At 43.7% G+C, this 20,738-nt stretch carries 17 protein-coding genes; 6 read left to right on the forward strand and 11 right to left on the reverse strand.

The features are described 5' to 3' along the window. Positions 1-206: 206 nt before the first annotated feature. From J8Z23_RS05015 to J8Z23_RS05040, 6 genes are all read right to left on the reverse strand, one after another. Positions 207-707: a YfbU family protein gene (locus J8Z23_RS05015; protein ID WP_005390659.1), complete on the reverse strand. Its 501-nt coding sequence runs from the start codon at positions 705-707 to the stop codon at positions 207-209. A gap of 136 nt (positions 708-843) precedes the next feature. Next, complete coding sequence (locus J8Z23_RS05020; protein ID WP_006742143.1) at positions 844-1,509, reverse strand: energy-coupling factor ABC transporter permease; 666 nt, start codon at positions 1,507-1,509, stop codon at positions 844-846. Between the two features lie 154 nt (positions 1,510-1,663). Continuing rightward, positions 1,664-2,404, reverse strand: coding sequence for a pyruvate formate lyase 1-activating protein (gene pflA, locus J8Z23_RS05025; protein ID WP_005390663.1), 741 nt, complete (start codon positions 2,402-2,404; stop codon positions 1,664-1,666). 212 nt (positions 2,405-2,616) lie between these two features. Continuing rightward, positions 2,617-3,594 (reverse strand): lipid A deacylase LpxR family protein, encoded by a 978-nt coding sequence (locus J8Z23_RS05030; RefSeq protein ID WP_301658967.1) that lies wholly within the window; start codon positions 3,592-3,594, stop codon positions 2,617-2,619. Between the two features lie 152 nt (positions 3,595-3,746). Further along, entirely contained in the window at positions 3,747-6,023 is a 2,277-nt protein-coding gene (gene pflB, locus J8Z23_RS05035) for a formate C-acetyltransferase (protein WP_005390666.1), read from the reverse strand. A gap of 305 nt (positions 6,024-6,328) precedes the next feature. Beyond that, complete coding sequence (locus J8Z23_RS05040) at positions 6,329-7,876, reverse strand: DUF3360 family protein (RefSeq protein ID WP_005390668.1); 1,548 nt, start codon at positions 7,874-7,876, stop codon at positions 6,329-6,331. A gap of 455 nt (positions 7,877-8,331) precedes the next feature. Between J8Z23_RS05040 and J8Z23_RS05045 the strand changes: the two genes are divergently transcribed. The 6 genes from J8Z23_RS05045 to J8Z23_RS05070 all read left to right on the forward strand — a co-directional run bounded on the left by J8Z23_RS05045 (position 8,332) and on the right by J8Z23_RS05070 (position 15,934). Then, positions 8,332-9,693, forward strand: coding sequence for a hypothetical protein (locus tag J8Z23_RS05045; RefSeq protein WP_005390670.1), 1,362 nt, complete (start codon positions 8,332-8,334; stop codon positions 9,691-9,693). A 237-nt stretch (positions 9,694-9,930) separates the two neighbouring features. Next, positions 9,931-10,701, forward strand: a complete 771-nt coding sequence (locus J8Z23_RS05050) for an ABC transporter ATP-binding protein (protein WP_005378438.1) — start codon at positions 9,931-9,933, stop codon at positions 10,699-10,701. A gap of 82 nt (positions 10,702-10,783) precedes the next feature. Further along, on the forward strand, positions 10,784-11,554 hold the full coding sequence (locus tag J8Z23_RS05055) for an ABC transporter substrate-binding protein (RefSeq protein WP_012841998.1): 771 nt from the start codon (positions 10,784-10,786) through the stop codon (positions 11,552-11,554). Between the two features lie 81 nt (positions 11,555-11,635). Further along, on the forward strand, positions 11,636-12,376 hold the full coding sequence (locus J8Z23_RS05060; protein WP_006742137.1) for an ABC transporter permease: 741 nt from the start codon (positions 11,636-11,638) through the stop codon (positions 12,374-12,376). A gap of 3 nt (positions 12,377-12,379) precedes the next feature. Further along, positions 12,380-13,057, forward strand: coding sequence for an ABC transporter permease (locus J8Z23_RS05065; protein WP_053807157.1), 678 nt, complete (start codon positions 12,380-12,382; stop codon positions 13,055-13,057). Positions 13,058-13,213: 156 nt separating this feature from the next. Continuing rightward, positions 13,214-15,934, forward strand: coding sequence for an ImpA family metalloprotease (locus tag J8Z23_RS05070; RefSeq protein WP_434635172.1), 2,721 nt, complete (start codon positions 13,214-13,216; stop codon positions 15,932-15,934). Positions 15,935-16,030: 96 nt separating this feature from the next. On the opposite strand, the gene xthA is transcribed toward J8Z23_RS05070, so the two are convergent. From xthA to dinG, 5 genes are all read right to left on the reverse strand, one after another. Then, positions 16,031-16,837 carry an exodeoxyribonuclease III gene (gene xthA, locus J8Z23_RS05075; protein WP_256966103.1) on the reverse strand — a complete coding sequence of 269 codons (807 nt, stop codon included), beginning with the start codon at positions 16,835-16,837 and terminating at the stop codon, positions 16,031-16,033. 94 nt (positions 16,838-16,931) lie between these two features. Continuing rightward, positions 16,932-17,096, reverse strand: a complete 165-nt coding sequence (gene rsmS / locus J8Z23_RS05080; RefSeq protein ID WP_005378432.1) for a pleiotropic regulatory protein RsmS — start codon at positions 17,094-17,096, stop codon at positions 16,932-16,934. Continuing rightward, entirely contained in the window at positions 17,096-17,641 is a 546-nt protein-coding gene (locus J8Z23_RS05085) for a primosomal replication protein (protein WP_012841995.1), read from the reverse strand. Before J8Z23_RS05085 ends, rsmS begins: the two co-directional genes overlap by 1 nt. Continuing rightward, the gene (locus J8Z23_RS05090) at positions 17,638-18,423 is read right to left on the reverse strand and encodes a sulfite exporter TauE/SafE family protein (protein WP_005390688.1); all 786 of its coding nucleotides are present in this window, start codon (positions 18,421-18,423) and stop codon (positions 17,638-17,640) included. Before J8Z23_RS05090 ends, J8Z23_RS05085 begins: the two co-directional genes overlap by 4 nt. A gap of 14 nt (positions 18,424-18,437) precedes the next feature. Further along, positions 18,438-20,513, reverse strand: coding sequence for an ATP-dependent DNA helicase DinG (dinG, locus tag J8Z23_RS05095; protein WP_164666223.1), 2,076 nt, complete (start codon positions 20,511-20,513; stop codon positions 18,438-18,440). Positions 20,514-20,738: the final 225 nt, after the last annotated feature.

A 20,738-nucleotide genomic window follows, 5' to 3' on the forward strand; every position in this document is an offset into this window, starting at 1 on the left:
TTTGAATCACTCTTTCACTGAAGATGAATTTATGTCGTGAATAGGTGCAATAGAAATCAGATATTTGGCAAAGACAGAAGAGTCTCAGTGATTCATTGCTCTACATCGCACAAGGGAAGCGTAAGAAGGTGAAAAAGCAGCGGTAAGGTTGTGACAGGGCAAATAAAAAAGGAAAGCGAGTGCTTTCCTTTTCGTAGACGAATATTTTATGCGCTGAAGATTTGTGCAAGCTCGTTTTCGCATAAATGGTACTGACGAGGGCAGTTGCGCCAAGTTTGTAGCATACGACGGTATTTATCCAGCATTGGCATTTGGCTGTTAAAGTGATGGTCTGCTTTATCAAATTGAGGGTACAGACCTTCAGAATCAATAAGGAAGCGTACGTAATGGACTTGTTGGGCCTCTGAAGCAATATCAAACCCAAGAAACTGCAAGCGGCGCTGATCCACTTTGTTACGATCTTCGGTATCGAGCATGTTGTAAGATTCTTGCATCGCGTGATACATCTCCATAACGTCGATGATCTCACGACACTCCGCTTCTGACAGACAGCCGAAATCTTTATTCAACTCACGCATTTGTAGCTCATAGCCACGTTCAACGATCGTTTGTAAGCGTTTGTATTTGGCCGCATTACTTGGATCAAGTTGAGACATAAGGTTGTATTGGTTTGATAGAATCAAACGTTGAGCGTTTGACATTTCCATGATGACCTCACTAGATATCTAATACATTTTTAATGTGCTTAGGTTAACGCTTAAGACATGAGTGAAACATGATCTCAACACATATTTAATACTAAAAAATGGCAAGAACTGTCACTTTTGACCAGTTTAAAAACACTTATTTATGGTAATGATTGTATATGTAGTCTCGGTCTGAAAATACTCTTAGCCACTCTGGCTTGAATACGGTTAAAACCGCCAGTGACATACCATTTAATAGGCCCTCAGGGAAGGCAAGCAACGGTACAAAAATAAAGTAGTTATGTTGAATGGTTTCCCAATCGTAATGACCAACCGATAAATGGTAAAAGGAGTTAATCAGCAGATGCAGGCTTCCTGTTATCGCGCCGTTGAAAAAACCTGCAACGAAGATGAACACAAAAATGTTTCTTGGCAAGTAGTGATAACTCAAAAGAAAGACGAGGTAACTAATGAAGATAGGAAGCAGGGCAGACAATACTAAAGACGTGGGTAACTGCAACAACGACACATCATGTAGCAGGTGGTTGACCAGCATTGCGGGGATACTGATTAGAAAGGCCATACGCCAACCATACATCATCGTCAGCGTTGTTAGCGCGAGAAAATGAATCTGTAGTCCTTCTTTTACGCCTGCCTGGGTTGCCCATAAGATGCTGAAAAAAAAGAGTGTTGCAAAAACGAGGTGCTGAAATGCTTTTTCCTTTTCAAGCTTGGGCCAAACGACTTTTTTCCAATCTGGTAGACAGTAGGCGAGTACTATCCAAAGTATGACAACCAGCGAGCCCAAGTTAAACCAATCCATGTTACTACCTTCCTATGCGATCATGACGCAATCATTTCTATTGTTCTTTTTATACCTAAATCACTTCATAGATATTCATTGAAGGTACTTAGGTATAGTTAAAAAAATACCAGCAATATGCTGGTATTTTAAAGAGGTTAGTCTTGCTGTTCACTTAGTATTTTACGTTATCGTTGTACTGCGCAAGAATGGATTGAATCTCGTCCATGGTTTCTTTCGGTGGAGGGTTTACCCCTTCGAGTGGGTATTCTAAGCCCAATGCTTCCCATTTATGGGCACCCAATTTGTGATAAGGAAGTAACTCGACCTTTTCGATGTTATCCATATCTTTAATAAACTCACCAAGCATGTGTGCTGCTTCTGGGTCATCTGTGTAACCAGGCACGACTACATAGCGAATCCAAGTTTTCTTTCCGATTTTTTGCAAGTAACGAGCAAAGTCCAATGTACGTCGGTTCGATACGCCGATGAGATCTTGGTGTACTTCATCTTTCATGTGCTTGATATCAAGCATTACTAAGTCTGTTGCATCCAGTACTTCATCGATAACATCAGTGTGTTTACGAACATAACCGTTCGTATCTAGACACGTATGAATACCTTCTGCCTTAGCTGCGCGGAAAAAGTCCCGTACAAATTCAGGCTGAAGCATCGCTTCGCCGCCAGAACAAGTAACGCCACCACCTGATGCATTCATGAAGTGGCGGTAACTTTTCGCTTCGGAAATGATCTCTTCAACCGTAACTTCTTTGCCATCATGCGTATCCCATGTATCGCGATTGTGGCAATACTTACAGCGCATCAAACAACCTTGCAAGAAGACGATAAAACGAATACCAGGTCCGTCTACGGTACCACATGACTCAAATGAGTGAATACGACCAGTTGTTGACATCTTTTGCTCTCATTACTAGTAAATTCTAGCTGTTATTTTATTACAAAAAGCAGGGTTAAAACAGCTTTGTCGGTACTAAAGGCAAGGTTATGTGAAGAAATAAAATAGATAGACCAATCTAAATAAATGCTTGATCACAGGGTTGGTTAATACCAAACGAGAGAACTTTGCCTTGTATTTAGATTGGTACGGATACAGGGATAAGTCAGCTTTTAGAAAAAGGCGAACACAGAGAAGGAGCCTGTCCCATAAACATCAGTTTGGGATTCTTCATAATCTGGCGTTTTTATCGTAAAGGTTAGGCTTGCACCGTAATTTTGGTTATACCAAGTTGCACCCGCTACGGCGCTTGCTTGCCAATTTTGCAGTGTGACGTCGTATGGCGCGGATGGCTCAGGAATACCAGGGCGATCGCCTTCGATGGTCATGTCATTGAAACGGTAACGACCTTCAAACCCCGTAAATAAGAACCAGCTTGAAGTATCCTGTGCGAGCATACTCGCTGAGAACGGGCTCTCAACACTAATATTGGCGGCTCCGATACTGCTTGCTAGGTTTGTACCCCAACGAAACATGACGCCTTGAGAGACATCACTACGGAAGTTACCTGCATTGATGTCGTTAATGTTGGTGATTTCCCATTGCGTTTTTTGTTCTTCGCTGCGCATCAATTTATTAAATACGCGGTAGCCAAGGCTAAACGCCACTTTATCGTCGATCTGGTAATCCCAACCTTGTGGGTCAGTCGAGCCTGTTATGCCGTGAACGATTTCTTGCGCTTTTTCTGAAAGCGAACTTTCACCTGTTGCACCGATGGTGAAGTTGTAGCGGACGGCCTTATCATCAGTCAAAGAAAGATAGTTGATCTCAGTATGTAGATAACCCGCATATGGGCGATCATTGACCAGTGGATAATCCGCTTCAATGTCGCTCGGAGTCCACATTTTGTGGCCAAGAACCAACTCTATTTTATCGATATTGGCGTGTTCTGAGTCATCCAGACTCAGCCATTTCCATTGGCTTTCTTGTTTCAGTTGGCCTGTTGCGTAGGAAAGAAAAATACCATTTGTGTAGTCTTGGTCGACGCCGAAAATACCATCATTGTCGAGTGTAAAAGAGACCGTAGACTTAGTGGATGCCATCGCAACTGGAGAAAGAAGAGTAAGAACAATTAATTTACTGAGTTTCATATACTTTATTTACTAACTTTTTTCGCATCATACGTAAGAATGTGGGCAAAATCTTTCGTAATATCACAACTTTCATTCAAGAAATAAAAAAAGGCTGATGCTTAGAAGCATCAGCCTTTGTTGTATCACTAAAACGTTATTTCACTAAAGTCTTATAGAGACTCTGTGAATGTACGTGCGATTACGTCAGCTTGTTGCTCTGCAGTTAGAGAGTTAAAGCGAACAGCGTAACCAGATACACGGATTGTTAGCTGAGGGTATTTCTCTGGGTGCTTAACGGCGTCTTCTAGAGTTTCGCGGTTAAGAACGTTCACGTTTAGGTGTTGACCACCTTCGATACCCGCTTCGTGGTGGAAGTAACCATCCATCAGGCCAGCTAGGTTAGCGCGTTGTGAACCCTCATCTTTACCTAGTGCATTAGGTACGATAGAGAATGTGTAAGAGATACCATCTTGTGCGTCAGCAAACGGCAGTTTTGCAACTGAAGTTAGTGATGCTACGGCACCTTTCTCATCGCGACCGTGCATTGGGTTAGCACCTGGAGCAAATGGAGCACCAGCACGACGACCGTCAGGTGTGTTACCAGTTTTCTTACCGTAAACCACGTTTGAAGTGATAGTAAGAATTGACTGAGTAGGGATTGCATCACGGTAAGTCTTAAGCTTACGGATTTTGCCCATAAATACAGAAACAAGTTCACATGCGATATCATCAACGCGTGGGTCGTTGTTACCAAATTTAGGGTAATCACCTTCGATTTCGAAGTCGATTGCTAGACCGTCTTCGTCACGGATTGGCTTAACTTTTGCGTATTTGATTGCAGACAGAGAGTCAGCCGCAACAGATAGACCAGCAATACCACAAGCCATAGTACGTTTAACGTCACGGTCATGTAGAGCCATTAGTGCCGCTTCGTAGCTGTACTTGTCGTGCATGAAGTGGATAGCGTTTAGTGCAGTCACGTACTGCTTCGCTAGCCAATCCATGAAGTGGTCCATTTTCTCCCACAACTCATCGTAGTTCAGTACATCGCCTTCGATCTTCGGCATTTGTGGACCAACTTGGATTTTTAGCTTCTCATCCACACCACCGTTGATGGTGTAAAGCATAGTTTTCGCAAGGTTAGCACGAGCACCAAAGAACTGCATTTGCTTACCAACAACCATTGGAGATACACAACATGCGATTGCGTAGTCGTCAGAGTTCATGTCTGGACGCATTAGGTCGTCGTTTTCGTACTGGATTGAAGAAGTATCGATAGACACTTTCGCACAGAACTTCTTGAAGCCTTCAGGTAGTTGCTCAGACCAAAGGACAGTGATGTTTGGCTCTGGAGAAGGACCCATTGTGTATAGTGAGTTTAGGAAACGGAAGTTTGTACGAGTAACTAGCGTACGACCGTCAAGACCCATACCACCCATAGACTCAGTTGCCCAGATAGGGTCGCCAGAGAATAGATCATCGTACTCAGGAGTACGTAGGAAACGAACCATACGTAGTTTCATTACGAAGTGGTCGATCATTTCCTGAGCTTGTTCTTCTGTGATGCGGCCAGCAGCGATATCGCGCTCGATGAAGATGTCTAGGAACGTAGACGTACGGCCTAGAGACATTGCCGCGCCGTTTTGAGATTTAACAGCAGCTAGGTAACCGAAGTAAGTCCACTGGATAGCTTCTTGTGCAGTTTCAGCAGGACGAGAAATGTCACAACCGTATTTTGCAGCCATTTCTTTGATTTGACCTAGAGCACGGTGTTGCTCTGCGATCTCTTCACGAAGCTGCATTGTCATTTGTAGGTCTTCGCCGTTCTCGAAACGCTCTTGTAGAGAAGAGAACTGTGCGAATTTATCCTTCATTAGGAAATCAATACCGTATAGAGCAACACGACGGTAGTCACCGATGATACGACCACGACCGTATGCATCAGGAAGACCAGTCAATACGCCAGACTTACGACACGCCATGATTTGTGGAGTGTAGATGTCGAAAACGCCTTGGTTGTGAGTTTTACGGTATTCTGTGTAGATTTTCTTAACTTGTGGGTCAAGCTCGCGGTTGTAGGCTTTGCATGAACCTTCAACCATACGGATACCACCGTTAGGGATGATCGCACGTTTTAGAGGAGCGTCAGTTTGAAGACCTACGATAGTTTCTAGGTCTTTTTCGATGTAGCCTGCATCGTGAGCAGTGATGGTAGAGATAACTGAAGTATCAAAATCAACAGGAGCGTGAGTCGCGTTCTCTTGTTTGATGCCTTCCATTACCTTAGCCCAAAGCTTGTTAGTCGCTTCAGTACCTTCAGAAACTAGGAAAGATTCGTCGCCTTCGTACGGAGTGTAGTTCTTCTGAATGAAATCACGAACGTTTACTTCGTTTTGCCAGTCGCCTGCAGCAAAACCTTCCCAAGCTTTAGCAAATTGCTCTGCCATGACATACCTACCTTTTTAGTAGAAAAAAATACGTACTGCTTCGCCGTTGAGCCAGCTATCCCCAAGTTAAAGAGGGGAACAGTACACTCTTATGAATAACAATATTTATAGTCTTAAATTTAAATGTTCGAGTTACAAAACTATAAATATTGTCACTAGTTTTAACGTTTCTCTTTTTAAGCAACAGTTAGAGGTTAAACTAAAATTTTTTTGCAAACCTTAAACTAAATCAATAAATCCTCAAAAATCTCGATAAAAATGGGGTAGCGACTAGCGCTACCCACACATTTTCTGAACTTTCAGCTTTACAGCCAAGCTTGGATGCCATATTGGCCTTCAAGCATACCAACTGCAAGCATAGCAACTAAACAGATAATAAGTACGCTTACTGGGATCACAATCTTGTCTACAAACGACAAGCGAGACGCGCGCTCTTTATCACCAATTAAGCCGTTGTTATCTAAAAGCATAGTTAGTGCCCAAGCTAGAACAGGGTTAACGACTGCTGAACCAAAGATACAGATGCCTGCTGCTTGTGAATCTTTTGAGTCTTTCACCATCTGCATGCCTGCTTCAAGTAGTGGTAGAGAGACACCAACGAGAAGAGCAACGCGCATAACTGGTGGCCATACTGCAACATCCATAGGGAAACCAAGGATTGCAACAATAATACATAGAGAACCTAGTAAGATTGCACCGCCAGGAATAGGGCGCTTCGCGATTGCTGCAGGGATCATGTAAGTCCCCCAAGATGATGTGATGTTACCACCACCGACAGCGGTACCGACCATTTGGCGCACAGAACACATTGTCATTGTGTCATCAACGTCCATCAGTACTTTTTCACTCTTACGTGGGTAGTTCATTTCTTGGAAGATGCGGTGACCCAAGAAGTCAGGAGACCACATTGCTACAGCAAGAATTGCGAATGGTAGAGAAGCAATGAAGTGTTCCATATTAGGAAGACCAAGCATCCAACCTTCTTCTGTTGAACCCCACCAGTAGATTGGGTTTAGGTTTGGAAGACCCGTCTCGGTTACGAATTTAATATCGAAGCCTGCGCCAAGAACAAGTGCGATTGCAAGGCCAGTGAAGGCACAAACAGGGATTGCTAGCCAGCGTTTGTTCACTTTAGCAAGGAACGCGTATAGGCCAATAGTAACCGCAAGAACGATTAGACCGATGTAACCCATGCTACCTGCGGCAACTGTGTCGGATTGCAAACCAACAGCCCAAGCTTGAATGGAATTAATTTGGCTCATCGTTCCGGTTAAACCCAAGAAGATGAGAAGGCCACCAGCCGTACCTTCAGAGGTGAGGTTAACCAGTTTTGAACCACCTTTTAACAGGCTCAGAATTAAACCAAACACACCAATGAGAATTGCCAATGCAAGAGGGTGAGCACCAGCAAGCGCGATGGTACCAATAAGAGGGATCATTGGGCCGTGGTTACCAGCTAGGTTGGCTTTAGGGTTAATAAAGCCAGAAGCAAGTACACAGAAAAGAAGTGCAGGGATGAGCATCTCTACACGGGCAACTTCGATGGCGAAATCTTTGCCCAGATTAACATGGTCCCATGCGGCAGTTAGGCCTTCAGCCCAAGACATCATTACCGCAGAGTACATCGCGATAATACCAATCGTACCGGCAAGTGCTGGAACAAGATCTTCAAGTTCAAAACGGAAGTCACGACCTGGCAAGTTTAAGCCGAAACGACGCGGCTTCATAATTTGTAGTTCGTGGTCTAGGTAGTCTGAACGGCTTGCGAACTCAGATGCTGGACGATGAAGCTCACGGTAGCTCTTGGTCTCGATATCTGAATCAGAGTGCGTTTTGTTAACTGCGTCTGACATAGATTCCTCATATATTTAAAGTTATGAATTCTTCATTCAATTGTGTTAATCCGCATCCTGCGGCACGCTTATGCTAGCTATTATTAGATTTGTTACACGTCGACATTGTGCCTAAGCATAGCTAATAACTTATTGTGTTGAGGCACAAAAAAATCCTCATCTTTTGGCAGGAGTCTAGCAAGATAGCCATTTAGGGTGATTGATTTAGATCACTTTAAGAATGGTTGTGAAATAAAACTACAGAAAGTTTCTGGCATGCGAATGAGATGGTGAAATCTTGTGTAATTTCATTACACAAGTTGCATAAAATTAGAATTTGTTGCTCTTATCGTTCGAGGGATGCGGGGTAAATATCAATATTCATGATGATTATATAAAGCTGGCTTTATTCTTGCTTTCTACAGGGCAAAGACGATTTTTTGGCTAATCATTGCCGCTCAGTTTAGGAAAAAGACATGAAACAGCTTAAAGTACTGCCACTAGTGGCAATCATCTCAGGGTTAATGGTCGGTTGTGGCGGCGGTGGCGGTGGCGGCGGTGGTGGTACTCCGTCAGACTATGTCACTCTTACTTTTATTCAGAAAGTGACAACTACAACTGATAAATCTGCTACTTGCACTATTTTCGATAAAGTACAGAAAGATAACATTACGACATATACGTATGCGCGAAAGGCTAGCGATGTAACAGTTTATATCCATGATTCGAAGGGCAATGTCATCGATACTAAACACCCTGATACTAATGGGGTTCTAACTATTGATAAGTATCCTTTGGAGGCTAATAGCTATGTTACGGTTATAGATTCTCCGAGTGATAGTGACCCTTTCTATAAAGCGTTATCTATCCAAAAAGAGTATCTTGAGTCGCAACTTATACAAGTCAAAAGACCGCAAGTTGACAAATGTTATTCAGCAGATGCTACACCTGTTCCTCAAAAAGGTTACATCTTAGCATCAACACTAAACGTGCAAGCTGATAGTTACCAATTTTTGTCTTCCCAAGAGGGCAATAGCATCGATACATCTAACTCTAAGGAAGTTGAAAAACTCGGCGATGAATCAGTTCTTGTTAAAGGTATCCTTAATGGAAAACTTTCTGGTTATGAATTTACGAGTAAATTAGGCTCTGAGTCTGCGCCTTCCATAGCAGTACTGGAAACTATTGATACAGATTTGGATTGGACAAACCTATTTGCTCCAACATCAAATCTTGAGTCTCTAAACATTAGTCTAAGTAAAGGTTTATACAGTTACTCTTGGTTTACGCCAGATGTTGCTACGGAAGAGTCGTTCCCTATATCAAGCCTTGATAATAATTATCACTACCAAGCTTATGGCACGTTAACGACAGGTTGGAAATTTAAAACTGTAGGCGGAATCTTAGGTTCTCTCGATGTCAAATTGCCGGACTCATTGCAGACTTACGATGTTAAGCCCTCTATTATCAACTCTGGAGTAAATGGAGTTGTGCGAATCACGGGAGTGGACTCTTCGAACGAGTTAGTTGTCCGCGCGAAGTATACTCAAAGTGTTAGTTCACCTACAATCAAAACGCTAGAGCACGTAATTATTGGTAAACCGGCGGGGTCACAACTGGTGATTCCAGATTTGACTCAAACGGGGCTTTCCTCAGCTACCCCTGAAACTTTGTCTGTGGATGCTTATGAGTACGACAGTTTGTCAGAAGCGCAGGTGCAAAACTTAATGGCGCAATATGAAGACGAAGACACTGTTGCATTGGTCGTAAAACCAAGCCAAAGAGCGAGGCATGATACTGACATCCGAACCCTTAAATATACTAAGTTGTCACGATAATTGTTAAAAATATTCATTATTTAGCCCCTCGCTTGAGGGGCTTTTTTGTGGTCTATATTCACGAATAAAAGAATAAGTTGCTATATATTGCATATTAATTTGGCTATCGTATCTTTCTATTCGAATTATTTAGGTTAATAATTTGTTGCAAGTTTCAGGGTGTGGTGCTAATTTGTTCCGAATTAGAGAGGGCGGAGTCCCTTAATTGCAGTGACAAAAACACAGGGAGTAGAGCGCATGAATGATGTACCAGCGCTAGATATAAAAGACCTGCACAAAACATTTGGACAAAATGAAGTTCTCAAAGGAATTTCTCTTGCCGCGCACAAAGGAGATGTCATCTCCATCATTGGCTCTTCCGGTTCTGGTAAGAGTACCTTTCTTAGATGTATCAACTTGCTAGAAACGCCTACCGCAGGCGAAATTTGGGTGAATGGTGAATTAATCCAAATGAAGAACAACCGAGCAGGGGAATCCGTTCCTGCTAATGAAAAGCAAGTGCAACGTATTCGCTCACGTCTAGCGATGGTGTTCCAAGGTTTCAACTTATGGTCACACCTGACAGTATTAGAAAACGTGATTGAAGCCCCTGTTCATGTTCTAGGCGTACCAAAAGCCCAAGCGATTGAAAACGCAGAAGTCTTGCTTAAGAAAGTAGGCCTGTATGAGCGTAAAGACTATTATCCTGGGCACTTATCTGGCGGTCAGCAGCAACGTGCCGCTATTGCCCGTGCGCTAGCAGTTGACCCTGAAGTGATGTTGTTTGACGAGCCAACCTCTGCGCTTGACCCAGAACTTGTTGGGGAAGTATTAGGGGTAATGAGAGATTTGGCAGATGAAGGACGAACCATGCTGGTGGTCACGCACGAAATGGCATTTGCGCGAGACGTATCAAACCATGTGATGTTCTTGCATCAAGGCTTAGTGGAAGAACAGGGAAATCCAGCTAAGCTATTTACAAACCCGGATTCAGAACGATTACAGCAGTTTATCTCATCCATTTACTAATATTTTTAGGCGGCAGACTATTGCCTCCTAAGCCAGCACAACAAACAAAACGAAATAAAATAGCAATCACAGGAGTATGGAAATGAAAAAGTGGTTATTAGCAGCAACGATCGCTGCAACGGCAGTATCTGGTGTCGCTCAAGCGAAAGAATGGAAAACAGTTCGCTTCGGCATTGAGGGTGCTTACCCTCCGTTTAGCTGGACAGAAACTGATGGTTCTCTGAAAGGCTTCGACGTAGACATGGCCAACGCGCTTTGTGAAGAAATGCAAGTGAAATGTAAGATTGTCGCGCAAGATTGGGATGGCATCATTCCTTCTCTATTAGCGCGTAAGTACGACGCAATCATCGCTGCGATGTCTATTACTGAAGAGCGTAAGAAGAAAGTCGATTTCACTGGCAAATACGCACTGATTCCAAACAAATTTATTGCCAAGAAGGGCGCGAATCTGGATTTTGACAACCTAGATGGCAAGAAAATCGCCGTTCAACGTGCAACAACACACGACAAATATCTGACAGATAACTATGGCGATAAAGTAGAAATTGTTCGTTACGGTTCTTTTGATGAGGCTTACCTAGATTTAGCCAATGGTCGTGTTGCCGCTGTATTGGGCGACGCCTCTGCTCTAGAAGAAGGTGTGCTTAATAAAGCGGGCGGCGACGCGTACGAGTTTGTTGGTCCGTCATTGACCGATCCTAAGTGGTTCGGTGAAGGTTTTGGTATTGCCGTGCGTAAACAAGATAAAGATCTAACGAAGAAATTGGACGCGGCGATAATTTCACTACGTGAGAAAGGTGTTTATCAAGAAATTGCTGGTAAATACTTTAACTACGATGTGTACGGTGAATAAACCGTAATTAAGCGACCGTTGGCTTGTTCCTAGAAGTAGTCAACGGTCGATTTTTTGAGTTTAGGGATTAGGAACTCACCTATGCTAGATTTACAAGGATACGAAGCTTCGATTTTAAAAGGGGCTTTAGTAACGATAGAAGTTGCAGTGCTTTCACTCCTTCTTGCCGTGATCTTAGGTATGCTTGGCGCATTAGCTAAGTTAGCACCTTACAAATGGGCAAGGGCGATTGCCACTCTTTACACCACCGTCATTCGCGGCATTCCAGATTTGGTTCTGATGATGCTGATTTTCTTTGGTGGACAAATACTTTTAAACAATAGCCTGTACTCCATTAACGAAACGCTCAATGAGTGGTTTGCTTCGAGTGATCCAAACCATGAATGGACGTCTTACTTACCCGACTATATTGATGTCAGCCCATTTATTGCAGGTGTACTCACGATTGGTTTTATCTTTGGTGCCTACATGGCGGAGACTTTTCGCGGAGCGATCATGGCGGTGGACAAAGGTGAACTAGAAGCGGCGAAAGCTTATGGTATGAGCTCAGCCTTATCGTTTAGAAGAATCTTACTGCCTCAGATGATTCGTCATGCATTACCTGGATTTGGTAATAACTGGTTAGTGTTACTCAAGACCACTGCGTTAGTTTCCATCATCGGCCTGGATGACATGGTGAGAATGAGCTCGTTGGCGGCAGGTACGACGAAAATGCCGTTTACCTTTTACATGGCTGTCGCGCTCATCTTTCTGTTTTTTACCAGCGTTTCGACCGGGCTACTCAAGCTTGTTGAGCGTAAGTTCAGTATTCATGCGAGGTAAGTTATGGATTTTTCTTTGATTATTGAAAGCTTCCCAACTTATCTTCAGGGACTTTGGACGACAGTTTGGCTGGTAGGGTTAGCGTTGGTTATCGGTTTGTGTGTCTCGATTCCATTAGCTGTGGCACGTAATAGTGCGAATTATGCCTTTAGCTTACCTTCTTGGGGATTCATTTACTTTTTCCGTGGAACACCGTTGTTGGTCCAGTTGTATTTGATTTATTACGGTATGGATCAGTTCTTTCCTGTGAAAGATACCTTGTGGGAAAACGCCTGGTTTTGTGCTTTAGTCGCTTTTATTCTTAATACGTCGGCTTATACAGCAGAAATTATTCGTGGTGCGATTAATGGCTTGCCCAAAGGTGAAGTAGAAGCTGCCAAAGCGTATGGGATGAGTAAGTTTATGACATACAGACGTATTATCTTGCCGAGTGCACTGCGTCGAGCATTACCAGCTTATTCAAACGAAGTGATTTTCATGCTGCACGGTAGTGCGGTCGCGGGTATCGTTACCATTATGGATCTAACTGGCGCTGCGCGCTTAGTTAACTCACGTTACTATGCGCCATTTGAATCTTTCCTTACGGCGGGGCTGTTCTACATGGCACTGACGTTTATGATCTTGTGGTGCTTTAAAGTGGCAGAGAAGCGCTTCTTGGCATACCTACGTCCTTTAAGTTAATAATTAGTGTCAGCAATGGTATCTAAATGGGTACCATTGCTTTTTGATGATTTTGTTATCTTCATTCCTATTTTTCCTACCGATACAAAAGACTATTTCTTTTTATTCATGCACTTACATTAATATTTGATAAACCCATTGTTTAGTAAGTAAAAAATGAAAAAAACAATTCTATCGTTGGGCCTTGCCGCCGTTGCCACTGGATGTGGTGGGGGAGAGGGAGAGTCACAATCTAATGCTCAAGTAAAACCAACGCCAGCTCCAGTTCAACAAGCTCTGGAAACTGGTAATGCTCTGCTCGTTTCTGACCCGAACGATTTCATTCGAGAAAGTCGGCAAGTTGTGGAAGGGCACAAGAAACAGTCGAATACGATCAAATCTGCAATTGCGAAAAACCTTTCTGGCCTTTATTGGGATCCAACCTATGATGCAGCGATATTGGCACCTCAGTATGGGTTCAACGACACAATCTTGATGACCAACAAGGCCATGGTTAGCGGTTATAAAGATCAGGCGTTGTCAATTGGCGTTGCTGGAGAAAAAGCTCATGGTCAACGTTATGCGCTATTAGGTAGTAACCCATTTAGAACGGCACAACGCTTTCCCGAGTCTTCGAATGCAGCGATGACTCAATGGCTAAGCAACCTGGTCACTTGGTTGTCAGGCGGAGCTACTTCAAACGTTGTCATCGCGCAAATGGATCAGTCTTATTACTTCCCTGATGAGCAAGCGACTCGGAATTGGCTGAAAGACAATGTTTCACAAGAGTTGGCGTTTAACGAGGCCAACCTATGCGATGGTTCGAAGCTACTTAGCTGCTTGCAAACCAATACTCCAAACTTATTGATCTTGTCACAGCATCTGCAATCTGGCGACACCAACCAACAAGTACTCGATGCTCTGGCATACGCTGAGCAAGCCCAAATTCCTGTTCTATACCTGCATTGGGATGGAGGACTAACTGAACTTGGCCGAGACATTTTGGAAAAATTCCATGTTGATTATGTGGGAGATAACTATTGGCGTAAGTTAGGCTTGGTTGATTGGGCGCCTTCATCACTCATGAACTTCGTGCCAGACTCTGTTGCTACGCAACAAGCGCTGTTGTCTCGTTTTGAATCTCAAAACTTCAATGTTGACTTGTCACAGTGTGATGACAAATCTTGTCCTGACACTGCGAATATGGAAAGTCAATTTTATGCAGGGGCAAACAGTATTCGCCATCGGTTGAAAAAGCTTGATGAACAAAAAGTAGATTTGTTTAATCAAGATGGCTACCAATACGAAAAACTCATGGTATTGCTGGCTGATCACTATCGTCAAACGGTTGTGTTCCCAATGGACAAACAATCAACCCAAACGACCGAATTCCTAAAATCGTATTTTGCCGATTACGTACAATACAACAGCCGAAGCGTGAACCCAAAACAACCAAATATGGGGAACTTCAGCCGTAGTGAGTTTAGCCCTGAAGTAAAGAGAATCAGCGCAACGATTAATATGGAATCAAAGCGTAACTTCCGCTCTGCTGGTGTGTATGCGCTTCCTGGGGAGACCTTTACGGTCACGCGCAATGACAGTAATGAAGTGACGACTAAAATTGTCATCAACAGTTTAAGAAGTGGTGCAACTCATGAGTTCAGCAAAGATGGATACACGCGACCAAAAATGCTGACTTCTTTCGCCTATGAGGTGAAGCCGGGTGAAACCATCACGCTGACTTCACCTTATGGCGGGCCTATCCAGGTTCACTTTAACAATAATGATGTACCAGTAGCTCTAACATTTAGCCATGTAGCGCAACACCCTGTATGGAGAAGTGAAAAGGATAACGATGCGTTTATTCAGCAGCTTGAAGCGAATTTGTTCGATTGGGCTGAACTGATCACGCCTGGATTTGAGGTACATTCTAAACGTGACAAAATGCTTGAATCTGTCAACGATGAGATGTGGTCGACACCAGCTGAAATGGCGCTGGCGACAGAAGAGTATGTTCATAACTACCCACATGTCTTGGCTGGTTTCCAAGGGCCGGGTATCGATGAGGTTCCGGAAATTATCCAGTATGCCAAAAATCAAGGTTGGGAAATCGCCAATATTGATATGGTGAAGCATATGAACGCTGACCAAGCAACGTGTGGTTACGGCTGTTCTGGTAACCCATACGATGCTTACTGGTCATTCAGCCCACTCGGTCACGGTGATTTACATGAGCTTGGTCATGGCTTGGAAAAAGGTCGATTCCGATTTGCAGGCTGGGAAGGGCATTCAACGACTAATTACTACTCGTATTACAGTAAGTCTCGTTTCTTCCAGAATACGGGGAAAGTTTCAACTTGCCAAAGCTTAGATTTCAAAGGCCAGTTTGAATTATTGCAAGCAAGCCGAACTCAAGCGGATCCAAACGCTTACATGGCAGCGAAAAATCAAACTGGTTGGAGTTGGGGAGCTCGCGTTTACATTCAAATGATGATGGCGACGCAGCATGAAGGTGTACTGCAAAATGGTTGGCATTTATTGGCGCGATTGCACCTGATTGAACGTGAGTTTAACCGCTTGAAATCGGATGATGCGCTTTGGAATGAGAGACGATTGAGTATTGGTTTCACCAACTACTCTCGTGAAGAGGCAAATAGCATCTCAAACAACGACTGGTTGCTTATTGCTCTGAGCTACATCTCTCAGCGAGACATGACGAGCTATTTAGATATGTGGGGCTTCTCGTTCACAGAAAAAGCGAAACAGCAGGTTGTGGCGCTGAATCTACCGCCGATGCCTCTCACTTACTTTGCAAGCAGCAATACCGGCTACTGTCTGAACGAATTTGCTCAAACGCCAGTCAGTGTTGATGGTCAAACGGTTTGGCCGCTGAACTAGCTGAGTAGAAAGTAACTTGCATGAAAAAGGGAGACAGAGTCTCCCTTTTCATGGGGTAAGCTTAGCGTTGAGTCCCGCTTATTGCTCAGTTATGTATTACTTGAACGTCGACCAAATTGGAGCGTGGTCTGAAGGTTTTTCAATACCGCGTAATTCATAATCGATCCCCGAGTCAATACATTTTTTCGCGAGAGAAGGGGTCGCCAAAATGACATCAATTCGTAGACCTCGGTTATCATCAAATCCGCGAGAGCGATAATCAAACCACGAGAATTGATCGTTCACTTCTGGATATAGCTTGCGGAAGGTGTCCTCAAAGCCCCAATCTAGCAAGGTTTTCAGCCATTCGCGCTCTTCCGGTTGGAATGAACATTTACCTGTTTTTAGCCAACGCTTACGGTTTGGTTCGCCGATACCGATATCTGCATCAATAGGGCTGATGTTGATGTCACCCATAACAATCAATTGCTCGTCACTATTGTGATGATCGTTTAGGTAGGTCATCAGATCTTTATAAAACTGACGTTTGTATGGGAATTTTGTTTCGTGGCTGATGTTATCCCCTTGAGGGAAGTAGCCGTTTAGCACCGTGACCTTTTCGCCGTTTTCATTTAAAAACGTTGCCATGATCATGCGCTTTTGGTGCTCTTCGTTATCCGTCGGGAACCCTTTTTGTACGTGTAGAGGTTCTTGCTTACAAAGCATTGCGACGCCGTAATGCGCTTTTTGACCATGGAAATACACTTTGTAGCCCATGGCTTCGACAGCTTCAATCGGGAATGCTTCATCGTGAACTTTAATTTCCTGAAGGCCAATCACATCTGGTTGGTGTTTGTCGATTAGCGCTTGGAGTTGGTGCAGTCGCGCACGTAGTCCATTGATGTTAAAGCTGATTACTTTCATTGTTTATCCTTTTTGAGGGCGTACTTTTTTATGAATAGTATCATTGTGCAAGAGCACTGAAAACGAGTCTCGGTGAAAGGAGCGAAACGTTGGGCTACTTTGCTTTTAATTTGTTTTCTAAGTCGTTTTGCACGATCTTTAAAGCGTTAAGCGCAACTTCTGGATCTATCTCATTGCTCTCAAGTAAATAGATCAAATCGACAGCCAATTTGATCTCTTCAGGTGCGTCATCTAAAGGCGAGGTTGGTTGATCGGCCATTATTGGTGTTTTTCCCTATGTGTAATTTGGTTCTCTAGTTTCAGAAGCGCTGCCTCACAACGAGCCAAACGTTGCTCGGTCGCTAGTAACACTTTCTGAGCCTCGGCACGCATAAAACTAGGAGCGGTTTCGACAGCACGTTCTTTTTCTAACACCATTTCGCGCAAGCGTCTTGCCCACTCTTGGTGTTGAGCGAGTTCCTGATAAAGCACGTTAATAGGCTTGCGGAAATGGCTGCTATGTTTGATCTCATTCTTGCGAATTTTGGTGGTAGAAATCTCGCGTTGAATCGCACCTATTTGCGCTACTAACCGTTCAGTGAGGTACTCAGCACGCAAAGCGGTGAGCTTACCTTCATTTTGCTCACGCACAATCGCATCCAGCGTGGCTTTTGCTTCTTTTACGCAAGGAGTAAGTAAGCGAGAGCGACAACCAAATAAGCGCTCATCAAAAAGCGGAACATGGTGTTCGCCTCTTTGACGGTCAAGAACAGCGGCTTGCTTCGCCATTTGTTCTAGGTTTTCCTGGAGTTGAGAAATGTTCATGACAAACCTACAAACCATGCGTCATAAGCCAATTTTATGGCCAGTATACTGACGACAGTAACAAATACAGGGCGAATGAATTTAGAACCAAACCGAATGGCGGAATGCGCGCCAACAAAAGCGCCAGCCATTAAACATACCCCCATTGTTAAGCCTAGCACCCAGTTGATATGACCGAGGACTGCAAACGTAATCAAAGAGGTAAAGTTGCTGGTAAAGTTCATTGCTTTTGCTAAGCCAGAGGCGAGCAAGATATTCAGCCGATAAAGAGCCATTGAACTTACCGTCCAAAAAGCCCCAGTTCCAGGCCCTGCGAGCCCGTCATAAAATCCTATGGATAATCCTTGCATGTACTGTTTTCTATGAAGTTTTGGGCAAGGCTCGGGAATTGGACTTTGATGAGGAGAGTGCGGTGTTTTATGGAAGACGGTGTATAACGCCGCCGCTAAAATAACAAGAGGTAACCCTTTTTCTAGCCAATCCGTGCTAATCGCGTCCACAAGTAGGGTACCTAATGTTGCTCCGACAAGCGTCGCTACAAATGCTCTTCCCCAGCATTGAGGCTTGAATAAACGTTTCTTGTAGTACGTAAATGCCGCAGTAGAAGAGGCAAAGGTAGCCGCAAGTTTATTGGTGCCTAGTGCAATATGGGGCGGCAAGCCCAATGATAGTAGAGCAGGTACGGTTAGCATGCCACCACCACCGGCAACTGCATCAATAAATCCAGCGACAAAAGCGACAAGCGCCAACACCAACAGCATAGTTGGCTCAATCATTTCCATAAATGGTGATTCTTCTAATATTCTATTTTACGTTTAAATGGAGGTAGTGAGTCGATTAAGGCTTGTCCGTATCGCTTAGTGACTAGGCGTCGATCAAGAATCGTTACTCTACCAGAATCTCTCTCTTTACGCAGTAAGCGACCTACGCTCTGGATCAGCTTTTTGCTTGCGTCAGGTACAGTTATTTGCATAAACGGGTTCCCACCTTTTTTCTCGATATATTCGGAGTGAGCCTGTTCGACAGGAGAGGTTGGAACACCAAATGGAATTTTTGTAATCACCAAGTTTTCAAGTAATTCGCCAGGTAAATCTAGCCCCTCAGAGAAACTGCCAGTACCAAATAAGATGCTGGTTTTATTTGATTCTATTAGATTTTTATGTTTTTTTAGAATTTCTTGACGTGAGCTTTCACCTTGAACTTGCAACGCCCAGCCTTTTTTTATGAACTCCGAAGACAGCGCCTTCGCAACTTGGTTCATCTGCCAATAGGATGAGAATAATACTAAGTTGGCTTTCTTGTCTTCCAAGTACTTAGGCAATATCTCGATAAGATATTCAGTAAATTGAGGCGCTGGTGGTTCATATTTCATCGCAGGGATGAGCAATTCTGCCTGGTTTTGGTAATCGAATGGTGACGCAAGCGCTAAAAACTGTGTGCCTGATTCTGGTTTTCCATCAATACCAACCTGATGGCAAAAGTAATGGAAGGAGTTTAATGCACGCATCGTTGCGGAAACTAAAATGGCGCCAATGCACCTGCTCCAAATTTGTTGGTCGAGTTGCCATCCAATTTCAAGCGGAGAAACACTCACAATGAAATCACCCTCGCGATCGGGGTGGGTTTCTAACCAGCGAGCCAAAGGCGCACCTTTTTCACGAGTTGGCTCAGCCATCAAGTGCCAGACTTGCGCTAGGTTTTCTAACCTTTGAATGTAGAAGCCGAGCTCTGCAAGCGCTGGTTCAGCCAATCTTGTCGCAAGCTCCCCATCTTTTACTCTTTCCGCAATAAGGTCGGCAATTTTTGCCACACTTTGATTTGCTTTTTTACTGAACTGCTTTAACTCTTTGGATTGGTTCTCTAGCCATTCTGGTAGTTCACCGTGCTCAAAGCGGTAGATACTCTCTTCAAATTGAGCTGGATCGAACTGTTTAGGCAGTTGAGTCAGTGCTGGTATCAAGTTCTGAACCGCGTCTTGAAGGTCGTTGCGAAATCGAGCTACGCGCTTCTCGTCTGCGAGCGACGAAAACTTGCTAATCGACTGATTTAACTTCTCAAGCCATGCTGCCGCACCTTTTAAACTCGCAGATGCTGAAGCATGATCGCGGGCGACGTGAGGTAAGTGATGTGCCTCGTCAAAGACGTATATCGTGTTTTCTGGCTCAGGTAAGATTACTCCGCCCCCCAAGTCTGCGTCTGCCATGACGAGAGAGTGGTTCGCAATGATGACATCATTCTTATCCAGCTCCGAGCGCGCTTTTTGAAATGGACAGCCGCGATGGCCCGGTAGACTGTTATTGCAACTGTGTTTATCACTGACAATCAGTTGCCAAAGCTTATCATCGATGGTTTTAGGCCAAGAATCACGGTCACCATCCCATTTACCTTGCGCAAGAGAGCGATGCATTGTTTCCAACAGCTCTATATCTTTTTGCTTAGGCTTGGTTTCGAACATGGCTAACTGACCACCATCAGCACCACAAGATGAAGCAAGTTTTTCTGCACAACAATAGCGTTGACGGCCTTTTGCCAAAATAAAAGAAAACTCTCGGTCGGTAATCCGACGAAAAAGAGGGAGGTCTTTATTTATGAGCTGCTCTTGCAGAGCTACGGTCGCCGTTGAGATAACCACTTTTCTATTGTTATGTACAGCCACGGGGATGGCAGCCATTAGATAGGAGAGCGACTTACCAATTCCAGTCCCTGCTTCTGCAACCAGTATTCGGTTAGATTTGTGGTACTGACCGCACAGCGTTTTTGCAATCTCTGCAACAAGGTAGTTTTGTGCTCTTCTAGGTACAAAGTTATCAAGTTGATCTTGCAGGTTTTGATAGCTATTACGAATCGATTTTTGAATGTTACTGGTCAGCATACGGGCCTCAAATGCGTTGGAGGCGAATAGTAGCACACATCACTAGTTGTACAGTAGTTCACAAAACGGAATGCTTTTATGAGGAATGTAGATCTTCTTCACAAAAAAATATTGAACCTTATCTAAATGAAATTAATTTCATTATATGAAAAATATAAAACTCCAAATATGATATTTGTATGGTTTTTTATTCTATATATTGTGTTTTTTAGTATTTTTTTTGGG

The organism is Vibrio sp. SCSIO 43086 (assembly GCF_051132235.1).
Lineage (GTDB): Bacteria > Pseudomonadota > Gammaproteobacteria > Enterobacterales > Vibrionaceae > Vibrio > Vibrio diabolicus.